This window comes from Sphingomonas sp. FG14 (assembly GCF_057809675.1).
The window spans coordinates 1-17390 of record NZ_JBMDKK010000002.1 but is presented as its reverse complement, the minus strand read 5'-3'; the positions used below and the strand labels follow the sequence as shown (position 1 = coordinate 17390).

The following is a 17390-nucleotide window of genomic DNA, read 5'->3' as shown; positions in this document are numbered from 1 at the left end:
GCCTGCAATAGAGAAGCCTTCGTGGCACTGCTCAATATTTTCGTCCCGCACGTTTTTCGTGGCTTTGGGTGACGGTAGCAGGCGACGTTCCTCCGGGCCGACGGAGAACATGCGATGGAATACGTTTATAGAAAACTCGCCGACCTGAAGAATCGCGCCCGCCGTATCGCTCGCGAAGAGGGCGTGCCGCGCCAACTTGCGCATGAGATCGCCGCGCAGCGCGCTGGATTTCAGAACTATCCTCATGCATGCAAAGCGCTGCCCGAAGAGGCGACGCCGACATACTATCCCATCGAGATTCGCCAGATTTGGCGTGAACGCAAGCCCCGACGTCATGGAGTGGGCTCCTTCACAGTGCTACTGGAAAAGCCGCTCGATGCTCTGCTTCAACCGCATCATATGGTTCAATATCTCGGTGCGTGCGAGATCGTGAATCCTCGCCTCCTGGCTAGCGATGGCTCCATGCGCGACCTAAGGGAAACCCGCATCGATCTTGGCAAGATGGCTCGCGCCCTACAATTCATTGATTCGACCGGGCTCAAACCCTCCAGCGCCAAACGTATCTATCCGAAGGGTAGTTGGCACAATCGGCCGCCGATCTCCGACCATGATCATGGTTGGTATGATCCAGAAGCTCGCGTCCATATCCTGTCGACCGAGCCATATCTCGATGCTGCTGACATCGATCCCGAACTTCGCATCTGGGAAGAACGGTGGGGCTGGTCGACCCTGCGAGTAGCATGGGGCAGCATATATGGCTTCGACACGACGCTCTATCTGCTTTGCCCCATCTCCTATTTGCCTCAGCTTCGCGAAAAGATCGCACGCCTTGAGCAATCACCAATGGCAGTTCAAACCAACATCATCTCCATTGAAGATCCCATCACCACCTTTCCAACTTAGTGGTCAGACAGCCAAGTTTTCTATAAATCTTGATCCAGAGTTGCGGTGATCGTCGCTCCGATCACCGCCCTCCCCTCTGACGGTGCATGATCAGAAATTCAGTAATCGTCCCTGTTATGCGTGACAGAGGAGCCGGAGGATTGATTTTGACCAAGAAACATCAGCGGTAGAACTATATCTAGCAAGACCGCTCTTTGTCACATAATTTGATAATACGATACTTTCTTTAATATTCCACCCCAAATTTCATCATGACATCAATATTTAATTTCTCGAAAACATACTTAGAAACCGATAGTCCTTGCTATATGTTATAATCCTATCGCATCAGTTCGGGATAACCTTTCTATGCGGCGACATCTTGAATCCCTCGGGCGCAGGCTTGTATCTATCGTTATTTGCTGGCCATCTTTTCGTACGACTCTGCTGCGTACGGAGAGATGATGGGTCAATTTTTACCACAACCAAATGATCGTTTAAGCCGCCGCGCACTCGGCAAATATCCCGATCGTGAGCCTTCTTTGCCGGTCGACGAACTCGGCTGTCGCCGTATACTCGATTATTGACAAGTGCTATGTATGCATGGACATCTAGCCCCGCCGCATCAACCAACGCAGCAAAAGTCTCCAAGTCTTTGTTCCATGACAGCACCATCATGCAGTCAACGTTCCCCTGATACTCTTGCCTATGTCTCAAATTTTGAAGCTCTGAGCATACAAGAACCCCGAAGTAAAAACCTTCGTGACAATATATTGGCTTTCGTTCAGCGCTTGACATATTCCACGATCTTCCGAAATTTCGAAAAAGATCGTGCTCCTCTGAAGGCGCCGGCTCCGCCTTCTGTTGACGAATCTCGATCGTACTTTGAAAGCCAAGTCTGTCATCGGACAGCACAAGAACTGCGCAACTATCTATCTTGTCATCAGAATATGTATGGTAATCGACCCCGGCTATTAAACTTATATTAGATTCTATTAATCGCCCTGAAATAGTCCGTATCCATCTTTCTGGCACCGACAGCTCAGGAAGAAGTAAATAATTCGGCCGATGGCGGATAGCCTCATTTACTATGTTAGCAAGCGCCCGATATCGCTTTTTCGAATGGTCGGGCGTGCCATTTGCTCCACAAGCCCAAGTCTCGATCTCGACCCCGAAACTGGTGATGCCCAGCGTAACGGCCTTGCTTGCAACGTCTCGCCCAATACGGATTGGTTCAGGAGGTTCAGCGTCCTCCGGCAATCGCGCAGTCCGCACATCTCCTTCCAGCGGCAGGTCAGATTCCTCGTGAATGTAATCGTCAGCGAAGGGGTCAGTCACCCAAATACCCCGAACAGCTCGAACATAAGCAGCCCACTGTTTCGCCGCAAGCAACTGAGCTGAGAGCGTGCACTGCTCGGGCGCATAAAGCGCAACCTCCCGAGCCGTGTACGGCCTTGTTGGAAAAAGGTAAGGAAAATAGCATTCGGTCGACACCGAGGCATCGGTCACCCGGGGCATCGTTGCGATCCGACTAGGACCGTTTTCATCGAGCGTCCTGATGCTAACCCGTAGGAATTCGGCTAAGTCCTTATATCGGGGGTATAGCTCCCTCAGGACGTCCTCGCCCTCTTGATAACACATTGGTTCCACAGCACATTCTCGAATATGATCTTTATATGGCGTGCGAGCTAGGTCAGCATGGCGCACTGACAACGCAATATTCGCAGCAGCCTTCCAATCCAGGCCCAATTGATCAAGGAGCTCAACGCCGGCTTTGGGCTTCGCCTTTGGAGATTCCATAGGAAATGATCGGAGTATGGCATCGCGAAACCAACGATTTGTCGTCTCCGTGAGACCAATCCAGACACCATCTTCACCGATTGCTCCCTCAAATCCATTTATTTGTACAGGAGATGATGAAGTTGCTGCTGATAGCTGATTTATAGATTGCCGGATCCTATTAAACAATCTTAGGGCATCAGCCCAATCACCCAACGCGACAGTCAATGAGAGAAGACGAGGTAAATGATCCAATTGCTCCAATATCTTGTCAGGCCGAACGACGTGATCAAGTGCAAACTGGTAGAAATTTTCTCGCTCCTTGCGCCACTCCGGTGGATCAAGGTCCCGCGATAGCACCTCTACTGACCGCAGAAGTACGGACCAACCAAGCCTGCGAAGGGTTAAACCATCGGCTCGCCGCAAACTGTCAGCTTCGTCGGCAGCCTTGGTTGCCGCCGAAAGCGCCCGTGCCGCCGACGTGCTATCAAGCTGCTCGGGAATGGGCATTAGCCGGCGCTCGCTGGCCACCTCGCGAATTTGACTCGCAATATTCGCCAAGAGATTTAGCCCAGGCTTTCCGGAAAGAAAGAAGCATTTTTGCTTGTCAGACTTGAACTCCAAATCCGTATCGCCGAAGTAGTCAGGGAGACTAACCTCTATTTTACCATTATCGATTAAAAAATGATCTGGTAGTATGCTGGATATTTTGCTCCATAGATCCGACTGAGATAAAATTTTATCGTCATCTTGGAGAACTAGAAATATGTCGTCAACGTATCGCGCATAATATATTGGAGAAAGACGAGCTTCTATATTTTTATCTAAGTCATGAAGAACAAGATTCGACAATATTCTAACTATAGATAAACCTATCGGAATTCCACCAAACGGACTATTTTTACACCCATGAGCTTCGAGTAAATCCGTACACTTAGACGACCATCCAATTAAATAATCGACCATATTTTTTGTAAATTCTTTATCGAATGCGGATAATTTTATTCCAATTCTCCCATGAAAATCTCCGTCTGAAAGAAACCTAGGATCAATTCTATGATAAAAATTTGAAAAATCCAGCGTCAGAGCAGCAATCGCACCGCCATCTTCTAGGTGCTGGGAAATTTTCTTGATACCCTCGTCTCTCCACCGTCTATATGGCTCATAGTACGGCTCAAAAGATCCAATACCATCTAGGTGGTACGAGCCAATTTTACGAGAGGATGGGTCTCGCTTATAGCGACGGAGGCGATTTCCTAGCGCCCTACTTGATAGTTTTGCATCAAAAAGATGCCCGACCAGATTTATCCAGAGCGCTGAAATTATATGTACTTCTACGTCAAATTCTCCAACTATCCTGAAGCAAGCTTCAGGATTCGTCTTATATAAACGATTATACTCGCGATCGGAGTCAGAAAAGAAGGCGTGTTGATCCTGTATCTTCTGATTAACGATCAGACCTTTTGGAAAAACTATCGCGTTACCCATATGGGCACTCAAAATTTCAGTGACATCCCCCACCTGGATCTGCGACAGTAAACCTGATAGATTTTCCACCAGATTCTTTTCAAAATGAACAAATTTCTCTGCTGTTCTGACAGAACTTTCATAAAAACAGTCTGCCTTAGCCTTTCGATAGGCGTAGAACATATGGCGCAGGTCAATATCGGCCCAATTCACCACTTTTTCATTCATTGCGAAACGCCCCCCCAACCGAGCACGCGTTATAAGTGCAGTGGAACGAAAATTTCAATGGCCGCTGCCTTACGCCGTCAGCCCTGCATAATTTTCTGATCGACTCGCTAACACGTCACCTACAACTCAGCGTGGAAGGTCGGTCTTCCACCGTCAAGGTACACTCAAGCGGACTCGGATAACGGAATTGGGCGCAAAGCCGTCAAGACGCATAACATTGGAATGTCCGCTATGGCACCTTAGAGGTGCCAAAATGGCGCTACCATCGATATCCACCTGTCGCCGCAATTCCTACTTCACAAGTTGCAAATGTGGCGATCTGCGAGGGGTTGGTAATAACGAGCTATCGTTATGCAATCCCATAACCGCTAAGCCAAAGACAAGACGGTCGATTTCGTCGGGCTCGATGTGCACCGCCGTAGCCACATCATCTTTCATAATCCCTTCTTCACGAAGCGCCGCAAAAATTTTTGGAATTATCAGGGACATTTCACGCTGGGCACCTTCAGGCTCATTGGTTCGATATCCGCGCTGCCCCATATCGATACATAAGCCTCGGTAGTTCCACTCCGACAGTAGTCCGAGTGCATGCAGTCGGTATGCCAAGGCCCCAACCGATACGATCCAATAATGCTTGAGGCGAATCAATGCCTCCAGAGTGGGCATCATCGGTGCATGTGCCAGCACGCTACCGCGCGGCATGAGAAAAGCCGAGGCGAAGCGGTTTGCCTCTTGCTCTGCCTCACGACCACGAGGCTCATCGTGGCGATGTAGAATCAGGTGGCCAAGCTCGTGCGCAGCATCGAATCGGCTACGTTCGGCCGATTTCTGCGTGTTCAGGAAAACGAACGGCGTGGTCTCTCGCCACAGCGAGAATGCATCGACCTCCGCCGTGTCTTCGGCCATCGAGTAAACGCGAACACCTTTGGATTCGAGCAAGTGCACAACATTGCGGATGGGTTTCTCACCAAGCATCCAATGCTGTCGCAAGACCATTGCCGCAGTTTCTGGGTCTTCTTCCCTGAGATCCAGTAAGTCCGGCTCGGGTAGGGTGAAGCGAGCTTCGATCCAATCGTTCAACAGAAACGCCAGCGCACCTGACGCCAGCGCGGCTTCACGATGCGCGGCAGCCATCCGCGCCATCGAACGAAAACTCGCCGTCCGGTTTGTGGGCTCGTGCAGATCGGCACCGGCGAAGAATTCAGCCGGAAACCGGAGGGCGGTGACGATACGGCCAAGCGTGTCAGCGCTTGGCTCGTAATCACCGCGCTCATATCCCGTAACGCTGCGCAGATCGACGCCGATCTGATCGGCTAGTTGAGTCTTGTTCAACCCGCGCCTTTTGCGGGCAACGCGGAGACGCGAAGGGGAAAACATTTCCTCACGCGCGACGCTGAACGTCGATGTCGATTTCCGGACCGAAGTCCGGATTAGGCATGGCAGCGTCCTCTGGATCGATCGGCTGAGAACGCAGGATGATCCGTTCGCGCCAGCTATCGATATGATCCTTCTCGTCCATGCTGACCGGCAAAGAGAGTTCAGCTCGGAGCTCTTTGGCATCGGCATGAAACAGAAGAACGTAGGTCCAGCACTCAGCCTCTTCCTCAGCGGCTGGTTCAGGAGCTGTCTGGAAAAGATCGAGTTGCCAGACATTCACAGAGATGGCGTCAGCCGTACGAGGCCCCTTGTCCCGCCTAGTCCGAGGAAAGCCACGCGCAATGCCGGTCTCCTCGTCGCCCGACGAGACAGAAATCGCAATCTTTCCGTCCGGGCTGAGAATGGTCGAGAACATCTGTTCGTCCACGCGTGTCCAGCCCAGTACGACCAATTCGTCGCGCAAAGTTCGAAGCGTTTCGTTCCAATGATAGAAACCAGCCGCGATGGGTGAATCGTTGGCCGTCCGGGAAATGCGCGAGAGATATCCAGCCCGCACGGCGCGCATCAGGGGCTGCATCGTCAACCCCAAGCGCGCAAGCGCCGCGTCCACGTCTTCGGGCGAGTCATGAATCACGGTCTTGAGCATGGCACGGTTCCTCGTTTCCGATTTTCCTACATCGATCGATGTAGGAAAACAAGAAGCGAAGGCTCGTCGAGCACAAGCGGCTTGGGCCGCGCGGAGACAGGCTCAGTCGCCAGTCCCAACCAACCGGTTCCGCAAAACCCCGATCCCCTCGATCTCCAGCTCCACGACATCCCCGTCATCCAGGAACGTCAGGCTCTCATAGCCGCACCCATCCGGCACCGTCCCCAGCGCGATCAGGTCGCCCGGATGCAGCGTCTCGTCGCGGGAGATGTAGGCGATGGTGTCCCTGATCGAGTGCTGGCCGCCGCCGGAGGTGGTGCGCACGCGTTCCGCGCCGTTCACGCGGGCGATCATGGTCAGGTTTTCGGGGTCGGCGATCTCGTCGGCGGTGACGATGCAGGGGCCGATCGCGTTGCCGGTGTCGAAATCCTTGCCCTTGGCGGGGCCGAAGCGGAACTGGGTTTCGCGCGATTGCAGATCCCGCGCGCTGAAATCGTTGAAGATGGTATAGCCGAACACCGCATCCAGCGCGGTTTCGGGCGCCAGGTTCTTGGCCGGGCCGCTGATCACCACCGCCAGTTCCAGCTCGTAATCCATCAGCTTCGCGGCACTTGGGCGGATCACATCGGCATCGGGGCCGATCACGCTCATCGGGTTGCCCTTGTAATAGAGCGGCTGATCGTACCAGACCTGGGGGATGTTATAGAGGCCGGCGGCGCGGAAGCCCGCCAGCGTGGCGGCGGGATCGGCGGTGGCGCGCGCGCGCAGCTCCATCGCGGCGGCGATCGCCTGGCTCACATGGCGTTCGTAATTGCCGCAATCGCGGATCTGGGTGGGGCGCGGCAGCGGCGAGAGCAGGCGCACGGCGCCGCGCGCGTGCAGCTCGGTTTCCGGGGCCGTCTTCATTAAGTCGACGATCCGGCTGAGGCCCACCCTGCCCGCGGCGATCACCGCGATCATGTCTGCCAGCACCGGACCGCCGTCGCGCGCCGTGGCGGCGGCTATGTCGAGGATCAGATCGCCATCCGCCAGCGCGCCGGGCCGGGCCGGGCCCTGGCCATCGAGGAACGTCACCAGCTTCATCGCGATCTCTCCAGTCTTGTTGGTCTTCAGGCGCCGCGTATGCGGTTCACCAGCCCGTCCACATCGTCCGGCAGCGCATCGCCGCGCCATGCCACGTGCAGGTCGGGCCGCGAGAGCAGCAGGGCGTGGCGATAGACGCCGGTGCGCTCGTCCTCCGCAATGTCGATGATCTCCAGCGGCACCCCCGCCTCCGCCGCTGCGATCTGGAGCGGCAGCACGTCCACCGCCGGATCGAAGCGCATCAGCGTGTAATCCGCGCCGAAATCGTCATAGGCGGAACGGCCGTTGGCCCGCCAGAAATGCGGGGTGCGGCATCCCGGCACGGTGGAGGGCTGGAAACCCGCCATCGAATAGCCCGGCGCCTGTTCACCGTCATAGGTGATCAGCGGCGATTTCGGGTAGAAATAGCCGAAATTGAGGCCGCCGCAGCAATATTGCTGGACGTTGAGGTCATAGACGCGCTTGCCCATGCCCGCGCGCGCATCCGCGCCCGCATCGTCATCCTGCTCCACTTCCGCCGGCACTTCGCGGCGATGCGCCATCGCGCTGATCGCGTGGTTCATCGCGAAGTGGGAAACCTGCTCGGTGATCGGCAGGCGTTCGGCCTCATAGGCGTCGATCAGATGCGCGCCGCCCCAGCCGTTGAGCGTGCCGGCGAGCAGCCAGGCGAGGTTCATGGCGTCGGCGATGCCCGCGTTCATGCCGTATCCGGCATAGGGCACCCACAGATGCGCGCTGTCTCCGCAGATGAAGATGCGGCGATCGCGGAACTTGTCCGCCACCAGCCGGCGGCCGATCCAGTCCTCCTTGCTGATGATCTCATAGTCGAAATCGTCGCCCACGCCCAGGATCGTGCGGATCGCGGCGTCGCGGTCGATCGCGTCGAAATCCTCCTCATGTTCGTAGAGGTAGCAATGGATCAGCCAGGTCTCCTTGCCGTCGATCGCCACGGTGTTGCCCGAACGGCGCGGATTGAGCGACAGGTTCATCCAGCCCGGCCGCCCCTGCATCATGCCGAGCAGCTTGGGTGCGCGGATATAGGTGGATTGCACGCGCTGGACGACGGGATCGCCCGAAAGCTTCGCGCCGATGATGTTGCGCACCAGCGATCGCCCGCCGTCGCAGCCGATCAGATAGGGCGCGGCCAGCGTCATCGTCTCGCCGCTGTCCAGATTGCGCGCGGTGGCGGTGACGCCGCTTTCGTCCTGCACCGCCTCCACCAGTTCGGTGCGGTTGTGGATCGTGATCAGCGGATGCGCATCGGCATGCGCGAAGATGATCGGCTCCAGATAGATCTGGTTGATCCGGTGCGGCGGCTCGGCGGTGGGCCACCATGTGTCCGGCCCGTCGAAATCGGTCCAGCGTTCGGCGCGCGCGGGGATCGGGATGCGCGTGATCTCGTGCCCCTGCGTCACCGTCGTGCGATAGACGCAGTCATTGGGGTAATCCGCCGGCAGGCCGGCATCGCGCACATCGGCGGCGATGCCCAGGCGGCGGAACGCCTCCATCGTGCGCGATGCGACATGGTTGCACTTCACGCTGGGCGGCTCGCCCGCCTCGCGCCGTTCCAGCACGGTCGAGCTGATGCCGCGCCGGGCGAGATCGAGCGCGAGCACGAGGCCGACGGGGCCGGCGCCCGAGATGATCACCGAACGCACGCTCATTGCCATGCCACGAACGCGCAGGAGGAACCGGTGCCGCCCTCGGTCCGGTAGAGTTTCTGATAGTCGATCACGGACATGGAAAGCCCCGCCTCCTTCATCGCGGCGGATGTGGCGATCCAGCTCTTGCACTCGGACGTGCCGGCCATCAGCTCGTTCTGGGGAATGTTCGACAGCGCCTGTTCGTCGTCGCGCGCCAGCGCGTCGAGGAACCAGCGGTCCCATTGCTCGTCCACCACGAAATGGGTGAGCCCGCCGGTGGTGATCACCGCGACGCGCAGGTCCTGATCCCAGGATTCGATCGCCCGCGCCACCGCGCCACCGAACGCGTAGCAGCGCCGGGCGGACGGGCTGTTGTCATAATACCAGCAGTTCACGTCCACCGGCACATTGGGCTTCACATGATCGCGGAGAACATTCTTGTAGAGGAAGCCATAGGCGTGCGGCAGGCCGTAAAGCAGCGACTTGTCGTTGGTGACGGTCGGCTTCTCATGGCAGAGCGTGATGTCGAAATCCTCGTCCGCCAGGCTGCGCGCGATATGCCTGCCCAGCGCGCGCTGGCCGGGAAAGCTCACGCGCTCGCTGGGCAGATGGCCGTGGTCCGAAATCTCGATGCCGACGGGAAGGCGGGCATTCTGTTCGGCGGTGCGCGGCAAATTGGGCAGCTCGTCCGCGCCGATCACCGCGAAAGCGGGCACGATATCCGAAAAGAACTCATGCTGGTCGTTGCCGATCATCACCACGACATCGACATTCGCCGCCACGAACATCGCGTGCAGCCGGTCGATCGCGGCAAAGCTCGCCTCCAGCGCCGCACGGCGGGTGGGCAGGTCCAGCAGGTCGCCGATCCTGTCCTCCGCCCGCACGGCCTCCAGCTCGGCATAGGGAAGCTTCTTCCCCTTGTACCAGAGCGGGATGCCGTCGGCACGGTCGCGCGTGGCGCGGATATCCCAGTCCTCCGCCAGCGTATGGAGCTGCGGCGTGTGCGCGCAGCCGATCCCGAGCACGATCTTTGCCACTTCGTCCCTCCCGTCGGATCGTATCAGGGGATCATGCGGATGCGGTTGGACAGGCGGCCGAGGCCGTCGATCTCAACATCGGTCACCTTGCCGTCATACAGGTTCAGGTATGTGCCGATATTGCCGCGCGGGAACTTCGCCGTGCCCTTCGAAGCGGTGCCGGTGTGGATGCAGTCGCCCGGCTCCATCGTGAACCACTTGCTGGCTTCGGAGATCACGCGCTCGACGGGGAAGAAATAATTGCCCGTGCTGTCGTCGGCATAGCATTCGCCGTCGATATAGCCGCGCACGTTCAGCGCGTTGGGGTTGGGCACCTCGTCCTTGGTGGTGAGCCAGGGGCCCATCGCCGCGAACGTGTCCGCCGCCTTCGACTTGGAATGATAGATGAAGAGCAGCCAGGTATCCTCGCCCTCGAACTTCGGGCGCCACGCGGTGTGGTGCGGCTTCACCACGTCCGCCGTCTGCTTCAGCGCGATCGAATCCTGGCCGAACTTCACGCCGCTGGCGGTGACGTCGTTGGTCAGGGTGTAGCCGAACACATAGTCCAGCGCCTCTTCCGGCGCGATGTTCTTGGCGCGCTTGCCGAACACGACGACGGGTTCGGGCTCGGGGATCGACTGGCCGTGGTCGGCGAGCAGGTCGATCGTCTTGTTATGGCCGGTCAGCGCCGAACGCCCCTTGATGAAGAACATCGGCGCCGTCATCGGCTTCATGGCTTTTTCGTTGAGATTGTTGTTGTTGACCGCGCAGCCCAGGATCTTGGACGGGCGCGGATTGGGCGCCATCCAGTCGGGATTGCCCAGCTCGATCACCGGCAGCTTGCCGGCCAGCGCGGCGACGATCGCCTCGTTCGCCTGGTCCAGGCCCTTGTCGCCGGCCTCGATCAGATCCTCCATCCATGCGAAATCGAGCGCGACCGCCGCTTCTTCGGCCACGCGCGCGATCACCGTCGGCTTGCCGTCGATCCTGATCGTACCAAGTTTCATGTCGCTCTCCTGCTCAAATGCTCAAAGGGGTTCGGCGCCGGCGGCGCGGTTAGATCGTGTGTTCGGCGTCTTCGGGAATCATGCCCATCGCGACCTGATATTCGCGCTTCACGGCGTCGGGCTGGCCCACCTGATGCTGGTAATCGGGGCGGTTCAGGCGATAGGCGAGCGCGTCGCCAATCGCCCGGCTCTCCGCCAGGGTCATCGACGATGTGAACATCTCGCGGTGCTTGATCGGCAGCTCGACGCAGACATTCCGCTCGGGATCGCGGATCAGGCCCTTGGGCTCCTGCCCTTCCGCCACGAGCTGCATGTTCTTGTCGAAGCTGCGGCGCAGCATCGCGATGCCCAGGTCGCTCTGGCCCAGATGCTCCTCGGTGCGGTCGGCGATCACGCCCTGCCCCGCCCAGGCGACGATATCCTGGTTCAGCACATGGCTGGTGATCCAGTTGCCCTCGGCATCCTTCACGGGCCCCTTCCAATAAGGGACGCGCTGCTGGACATAGGGTTCGCGATCCACGGGCACGCGGTGGAACATCCAGGTGATGCTCAGCGTGTTCTCGTCATCCACCGGGATGCGCCATTCGATATGGTCGCCCAGGAAGAAGGCGTTGGGCCACAATGCGGTGGCGCCCACCGTCCAGTGCTGGTTGCTCTTGTCGGTATCCTCGCGGACGCGGCGATAGATATGGCCGAATTCGAACTCGTCGAACTTCAGCTCCAGATGCTTGGGGCCATAGCTGCCGTCGCCGAACAGGCGGGAAGACCAGTTGCGGTGCATCCATTCGAAATGGACGGGGTCCAGGCTGTTCTCCTGGCACTGGAACCAGTTGCACGGCACATCGGCATAGACGACCTGGCGGAATCCGTTTTCCCAGGTGAAGGGTTCCCAGTTGGGCACCAGCGGCGCGGGCTCCGGCCCCATATAGGCCCACAGCATCCCCGCCTTCTCCTCGACGCGATACGCCTTGGTGCGCACCTTGTCGCGGAAGCGCGCCTTGGGATTGGCCAGATCCTCATAGGGCTGTTCCAGGCACTGGCCCGACGCGCCGAAGCACCAGCCATGATAGCTGCAGCGCAGCCCGTCTTCCTCAACGATGCCGTGCAGCATGTCGGCGCGGCGATGCGGGCATTGCCGGTCGATCAGGCCATAGCCGCCATTGCCCGAACGGAAGGCGACAAGCTGTTCGCCCAGCAGCTTCACCGGCTTGATGCCGAGATCGTCGAGTTCGGCCGCGGCGGCGAAGGGATGCCAGTAACGGCGCAGCAGCTCGCCCATCGGCGTGCCCGGTCCGACGCGCGTCAACCGCTCATTCTGTGCCGGACTCGCCATGACGAACGCCTCTCCCCAGTCCCGTATTTCCGGGGTCCGGGCTATCGGCGCGTCTCGACATGCGCAACAACAGCGTTCATATGTTGCACTATGCGAGACAAAGGAGGCCCCGCATGAACGATCGCGATCTCAGGCGGCAATCGCCGACCATCGGGCTGGGCAATATCGAATCGGTCGCCACCGCCGCCAACATCATCGACCTGCTGGCGGAGCGCGGATCGAAGGTGAGCGTGCAGGATGTCGCGGACATCCTGGGCATCACCAAGTCGCGCGCGTCGCGGCACCTGACCAACCTGGAGGAGCTGGGGCTGGTCGGCCGCCAGGGCAGCCGCGGCTATGAACTGGGCTGGCGATTGATGCGCTGGGGCCAGATCGCCGCGCGGCGCATGGACCTGGGCGTGGTCCTGGACGAGCACCTGACCGTTCTGGGCCGCGAATTGCAGATGACCGTGCTGCTCTGCACCCCGGCCGATGGCGACGCCGTCGTCGTCCGCACCATCCCCGCCCCGCAGGCGATCCACATCAATGTCGAGCCCGGCCTGGTCCTCGGCCTGCCTGATTCCCCCTCCGCCCGCATCGTCTTCGCGTTCCTGCCGCGCGAGGCGCGCGAGGCGCGGCTGGAACATCTCTGCACGCGCGAGGCGAGCTTCCGCATCGGCGACCGCGCCGATTTCATGGATCAGGTGAGCAAGATCCAGCGCGACTATTATTGCTGGACGCGCGACAAGTTCAATCTCGGCCATGGCGCGCTCGCCGCCCCGGTGTTCGACCAGAGCGAGAATCTCTGCGCCGTCGTCACCGTCATGGTCCCCCGCGGCGACCTGCCCGAACAGGGCCCCTCCCGCGCGATGGTGCAGGCCCTGATCCGCTGCTGCGCGCTGTCGTCGCGCCGGCTGGGCTCGAAGCTGCAATATCCGGGGGGCTAGCGGGTTATCGGTGCACTGGTCATCAGGATGACATGCGGTCTTCAACCGTTCGGGCTGAGCCTGTCGAAGCCCTGTCCTTCTGTTGTGATGCAAAGGAAAGGACGGGGCTTCGACAGGCTCAGCCCGAACGGGATTGTCGAAGCCGGAGCGAACCCTCCATGGTCCTCCCCCTCAGCCCTCCACCGCCGGCATCAGCGGCGAAACCGCGCCTTCGGCATATTCATTCTGCAACTGCAGCGCCGCATGCCGCACCTGATCGAGCAGCGCCTCTTCCGGCGCGGGCATCAGCAGCGAGGATGACAGGATCAGCCCGATCGAGCAGGCGATCAGCCCGTCCGGCTCGAAGATCGGCGCGGCGACGCCGCCCAGGCCGGTGCCGTGCGGATTGGCTTCATAGTCCAGCCCGTGGCGGCGCAGATTGTCCTCCACCCGCACCGGCTTGGGCTTCTTGCCCTCGAAATAATAGATCAGCCGCGCCGCCGGCGATGTCGGCAGGGTCAGCAGCATGCCGGGATGGATCATGATCCCCGGCTCGAACTGGTTGTTGACCGAAGCCACCACCATCGCGCCGCCGCGCGAGGGGACGGCGAGCAAGGCGGTATGTCCCGTGGCGGTGAACAGATCCTGCAGGAATGGCTGGGCGAGCTGGACGATATTGCTGCGATAGACCGCCGCCCGCCCGAACTTGAGCAGCTTGCGGCCGAACACATAACCCTCGCCCTCGCGCGCGCGATCGACCAGGCCCAGTTGGGTCAGCGTCTGGAGGTGGCGGGATACGCGCGCCTTGGTCATGCCCAGCCGCCGCGCCAGATCGGACACGCGAACGGGCGCCGACGCCTCGGTGAGCGAATCCAGGATCTGCACCGCGACCTCGACGCTCTTTACGCGGCCGGACGCCGGATCGCCGCCCCTGTCATCCAACTCTTCGCTCATCCTTCACCCTAGCATGCCGTCGTGACACGGCGGAAGCACCATTGCGAGCCCCCTCCATCTTGTCATCCCCGCGCACGCGGGGATGGCAGGAAGAGGTGGCGGCAGGAAGAAAAGTCCGTCCCTCCCAAGAACAAAAAAAGGGCGGGACCCGGAAACCGGATCCCGCCCCGGGGGTGAACCCGTATCGGCTTAGAAGCTGTAGCCGAGCTGCACGCCGAAGGTGCGCGGCTGGGCGATCAGTTCCTGATCGAACTGCACATTGTCGCCGGCCGTGGTCAGCACCGCGCGCTTGTCGGTCAGGTTGCGGCCGTAGAGCGAGACGTTCCACTTGTCCGCCGCCGACAGCGTGATCGCCGCGTTGACCAGCGTGAACGCCTTGGGCGAGAACTGGTTGTACTGCGGGCGATAGTCGGAGAAGGCGTATTTGCCGCGATGCTGCGCGTCGGCGCGGATCTCGATCTCCTTGTCGCCGCCGATCTCCCAGCGATACGAAGCCGAACCGTTGAGCGTGAAGGTGGGCGTGTTGGTGAACTGGGTGCCCGCCGCCGGCGTGCCGTTCATCGCGGGCTGCGCCTTCAGCCACTTGGCCTTGAACACCGTGCCGCTCGCCGTCAGCTCCAGTCCGCGCACCGGGCGCGCCGTCAGGTCGAGCTCCACGCCCTGCGAGCGGGCGCAGCGGCCTTCGCAGTTCAGGATACCCTCGAACGATCCGTTGAAGAACTCGCCCGCGATCTGCGTGTCGTACCAGTCGATCTGATAGACCGCGACATTGGCCTGCAGCGCGTGATCGAACCAGTCGGTCTTGGCGCCGATTTCGAAATTCCACGTATAGTCCGGGCCATAGGAGGCCGGCAGTTCGGGAATGACGCGGACGATCGTGCCGCCGGCGCGATAGCCCTGCGATGCGGAGGCGTAGAGCATCACATTGTCGGTCGGCTTGTAATCGGCCTCGAACCGATAGATCACCTTGCTTTCCTTGCTCTTCACATCGTCCGGCGCGCCGGCCGTGCCGAGCCGCAGGAAGGGCACGATCGAGCGGGCGATGTCACGCCGCTTGTTCTGGAACACGCGGGCGCCGGCGAGCAGGGAGAGCTTGTCGGTCACCTTGAACGTCACCTCGCCGAAGGCCGCGAGCTGCTTGAGCTGGAAATCGGCCGCGCGGGCATACCAGAGCGGGCGGTTGTAGAGCACGTCGCCGGTCGCCTGGTCGAGATCTATGAAGCTGTTGGCGATCGAGACGCTGCGATCCTGATAGATGCCGCCGACCACGAAGTTGAACGGGCCGTCGAAGTCTGAGGCCAGGCGCAGTTCCGAGTTCCACATCTCCAGATCCTGTTCGGAGCGGAAGGTGATCGCCTGGGGCAGCGTGATCTTCGGGAAGGCGTTGATCGACTGCAGGAAGCCGAAGAAATAGGGCAGGCCCTGCTCGTCGGTGAAGCTGACGTTGCGGCGCTTCTGATAGGACTGGTTGAAATTGAGCGTCAGATTGTCGAAGCGATGCTCGAAATTGAGGCTCGCCAGGATCGAACGGTCGTCATAGGTTTCCAGCGTCTGGGCGTTGGTCGCATATTTGCCCGCGCCCGGCAGCGTCACGCCGCCGATCACCGACGAACGCGGCCGGGTATAGGCCGGGCCGTTCGACTTGAGATCCTGCACATAGAGCTGCGTCGTCACCGAGGTGCGCTCGCTCAGCTCGAACAGCGTGTTCCAGCGGAAACCCCAGCTATCGGCGTCGTTGAAATCCTTGATGCCATAGCGCGTCTGATCGACGAAGCCGGGCGTGTGCACGCCATAGCCGACGAAGCGCATGGCGACATGATCACCCAGCGGCACGTTGACCATGCCCTTCAGCGAATAGCCTTCGCCGCCGTGCGAGACCGTCGAACCGTCCAGGTCGACGCGGCCCTCGAACGTGCCGAGCTTCGCCGGGTTGGAAAGGATGCGCACGACGCCCGCGAGCGCCGACGAACCATAGAGCGTGCTCTGCGGGCCGCGCAGCACCTCGACGCGCTGCGCGTCATAGACGAGGAAGTCGGTCTGGCGGCCGCCCGCAAGCGCGGCGCTCTCGCCCATGCCGGCGGTCGGCATGTTGTCGTAATAGAGGCCGACGGTCGATTCACCCGCGCCGACAAGGCCGCGGATCATCAGCGTGTTCTGTCCCGGACCCGCATTGACCACGTTCAGGCCCGCGACGTTGCGCGTGATTTCCTGCACGTCGGTCACCTGGCGGGCGGCCAGCGCCTCGCTCGAGATGACGCCGATGCTCGTCGGCGTATCCTGCAGGCGCTGCTCGCGCTTGTTCGCCGTGACGATGATATCGGTATAGTCGCTTTCGGCTTCGTCCGCCGCGGCCGTCTGGGAGAATGCGGGCACGGACACCATCGCAATCGCCAAAGCCGCGCACGACGCGCTGAACTTCGTTATTTTGGACACTCAACCCTCCCAATGTGGACTTTGCCATTACCGCCGGAATCTGCTCCCCAGCCGATAGTGAACATGTTATATAAATCCGCCGCGATCGCAAGCCTGTTTAACGAAACTGTCACGCCTGGCGTGACAATGGAACGAAATGTGTGACCATTCAGACACATTCCGGGCTGTTTGAGAGGGTGGCGACGGGCGATTCCGCAAGGTTGGCGATCGGATGCGCGTCAATCGATTCGCGATCGAATCGCGCGCCGGGCGGTCAATCAGCCCGGACGGCCGAAAAGTAAAACCCGTCATCCTGCCGGCAAAGGCCCGAAGCGCCGGCATCCCCAGGACCGGGCACGACGCCTCACCATGTCATCCCCGCATTCGCGGGGATGACATGGTGAGGTCGCAGTTCGACAGCACCCCTCCCGTTTTGCGGGAGGGGTTGCCGGATCAGCTTAAGCGAAGGTGATCTGGTTGATGTCGGAGATGCCGAGGAGTGTGACGGATCCGCCCTGTTCAAGATTGAGGCGGAGGTCGGTGATGGTGTCGCCATTGGTGTCGCCGACGACGACGCTGAGGATATCCATGCCTTCGGCGAGTTCGACGATATCCTGGCCCGGGGTATAGTCGGTGATGATATCGTGCCCGTCACCGA

Annotated in this window: 13 protein-coding genes; 2 read left to right on the top strand and 11 right to left on the bottom strand. The window is 59.9% G+C overall.

Annotation, left to right across the window (positions count from 1 at the left end; all coding sequences use genetic code 11):
• Window positions 1-114: 114 nt before the first annotated feature.
• The gene (locus ACODTA_RS08230; RefSeq protein WP_489065418.1) at window positions 115-903 is read left to right on the top strand and encodes a hypothetical protein; all 789 of its coding nucleotides are present in this window, start codon (window positions 115-117) and stop codon (window positions 901-903) included.
• A gap of 327 nt (window positions 904-1230) precedes the next feature.
• Here ACODTA_RS08230 and ACODTA_RS08225 read toward each other — a convergent pair whose 3' ends face one another.
• From ACODTA_RS08225 to ACODTA_RS08190, 8 genes are all read right to left on the bottom strand, one after another.
• Window positions 1231-4356 carry an RNA-directed DNA polymerase gene (locus ACODTA_RS08225; protein ID WP_489065417.1) on the bottom strand — a complete coding sequence of 1042 codons (3126 nt, stop codon included), beginning with the start codon at window positions 4354-4356 and terminating at the stop codon, window positions 1231-1233.
• 291 nt (window positions 4357-4647) lie between these two features.
• Complete coding sequence (locus tag ACODTA_RS08220; protein WP_489065416.1) at window positions 4648-5733, bottom strand: helix-turn-helix domain-containing protein; 1086 nt, start codon at window positions 5731-5733, stop codon at window positions 4648-4650.
• Window positions 5734-5737: 4 nt separating this feature from the next.
• Window positions 5738-6379, bottom strand: a complete 642-nt coding sequence (locus tag ACODTA_RS08215; protein WP_489065415.1) for a hypothetical protein — start codon at window positions 6377-6379, stop codon at window positions 5738-5740.
• A gap of 102 nt (window positions 6380-6481) precedes the next feature.
• Window positions 6482-7462, bottom strand: a complete 981-nt coding sequence (locus ACODTA_RS08210; protein WP_489065414.1) for a fumarylacetoacetate hydrolase family protein — start codon at window positions 7460-7462, stop codon at window positions 6482-6484.
• Between the two features lie 26 nt (window positions 7463-7488).
• Entirely contained in the window at window positions 7489-9126 is a 1638-nt protein-coding gene (locus ACODTA_RS08205; protein ID WP_489065413.1) for an FAD-dependent oxidoreductase, read from the bottom strand.
• Complete coding sequence (locus tag ACODTA_RS08200) at window positions 9123-10142, bottom strand: DODA-type extradiol aromatic ring-opening family dioxygenase (protein WP_489065412.1); 1020 nt, start codon at window positions 10140-10142, stop codon at window positions 9123-9125. Before ACODTA_RS08200 ends, ACODTA_RS08205 begins: the two co-directional genes overlap by 4 nt.
• 23 nt (window positions 10143-10165) lie before the next feature.
• Window positions 10166-11128, bottom strand: coding sequence for a fumarylacetoacetate hydrolase family protein (locus tag ACODTA_RS08195; RefSeq protein ID WP_489065411.1), 963 nt, complete (start codon window positions 11126-11128; stop codon window positions 10166-10168).
• Window positions 11129-11177: 49 nt separating this feature from the next.
• The gene (locus ACODTA_RS08190; RefSeq protein WP_489065410.1) at window positions 11178-12461 is read right to left on the bottom strand and encodes a Rieske 2Fe-2S domain-containing protein; all 1284 of its coding nucleotides are present in this window, start codon (window positions 12459-12461) and stop codon (window positions 11178-11180) included.
• A 113-nt stretch (window positions 12462-12574) separates the two neighbouring features.
• Between ACODTA_RS08190 and ACODTA_RS08185 the strand changes: the two genes are divergently transcribed.
• Window positions 12575-13387, top strand: coding sequence for an IclR family transcriptional regulator (locus ACODTA_RS08185; protein WP_489065409.1), 813 nt, complete (start codon window positions 12575-12577; stop codon window positions 13385-13387).
• A 171-nt stretch (window positions 13388-13558) separates the two neighbouring features.
• Here ACODTA_RS08185 and ACODTA_RS08180 read toward each other — a convergent pair whose 3' ends face one another.
• The 3 genes from ACODTA_RS08180 to ACODTA_RS08170 form a co-directional block, all read right to left on the bottom strand.
• Window positions 13559-14320 (bottom strand): IclR family transcriptional regulator, encoded by a 762-nt coding sequence (locus tag ACODTA_RS08180; RefSeq protein ID WP_489065408.1) that lies wholly within the window; start codon window positions 14318-14320, stop codon window positions 13559-13561.
• Window positions 14321-14509: 189 nt separating this feature from the next.
• Window positions 14510-16753, bottom strand: a complete 2244-nt coding sequence (locus ACODTA_RS08175; RefSeq protein ID WP_489065407.1) for a TonB-dependent receptor — start codon at window positions 16751-16753, stop codon at window positions 14510-14512.
• Window positions 16754-17190: 437 nt separating this feature from the next.
• Window positions 17191-17390 (bottom strand): hypothetical protein (locus ACODTA_RS08170; RefSeq protein ID WP_489065406.1); only part of this gene is annotated, 200 nt, incomplete at its 5' end.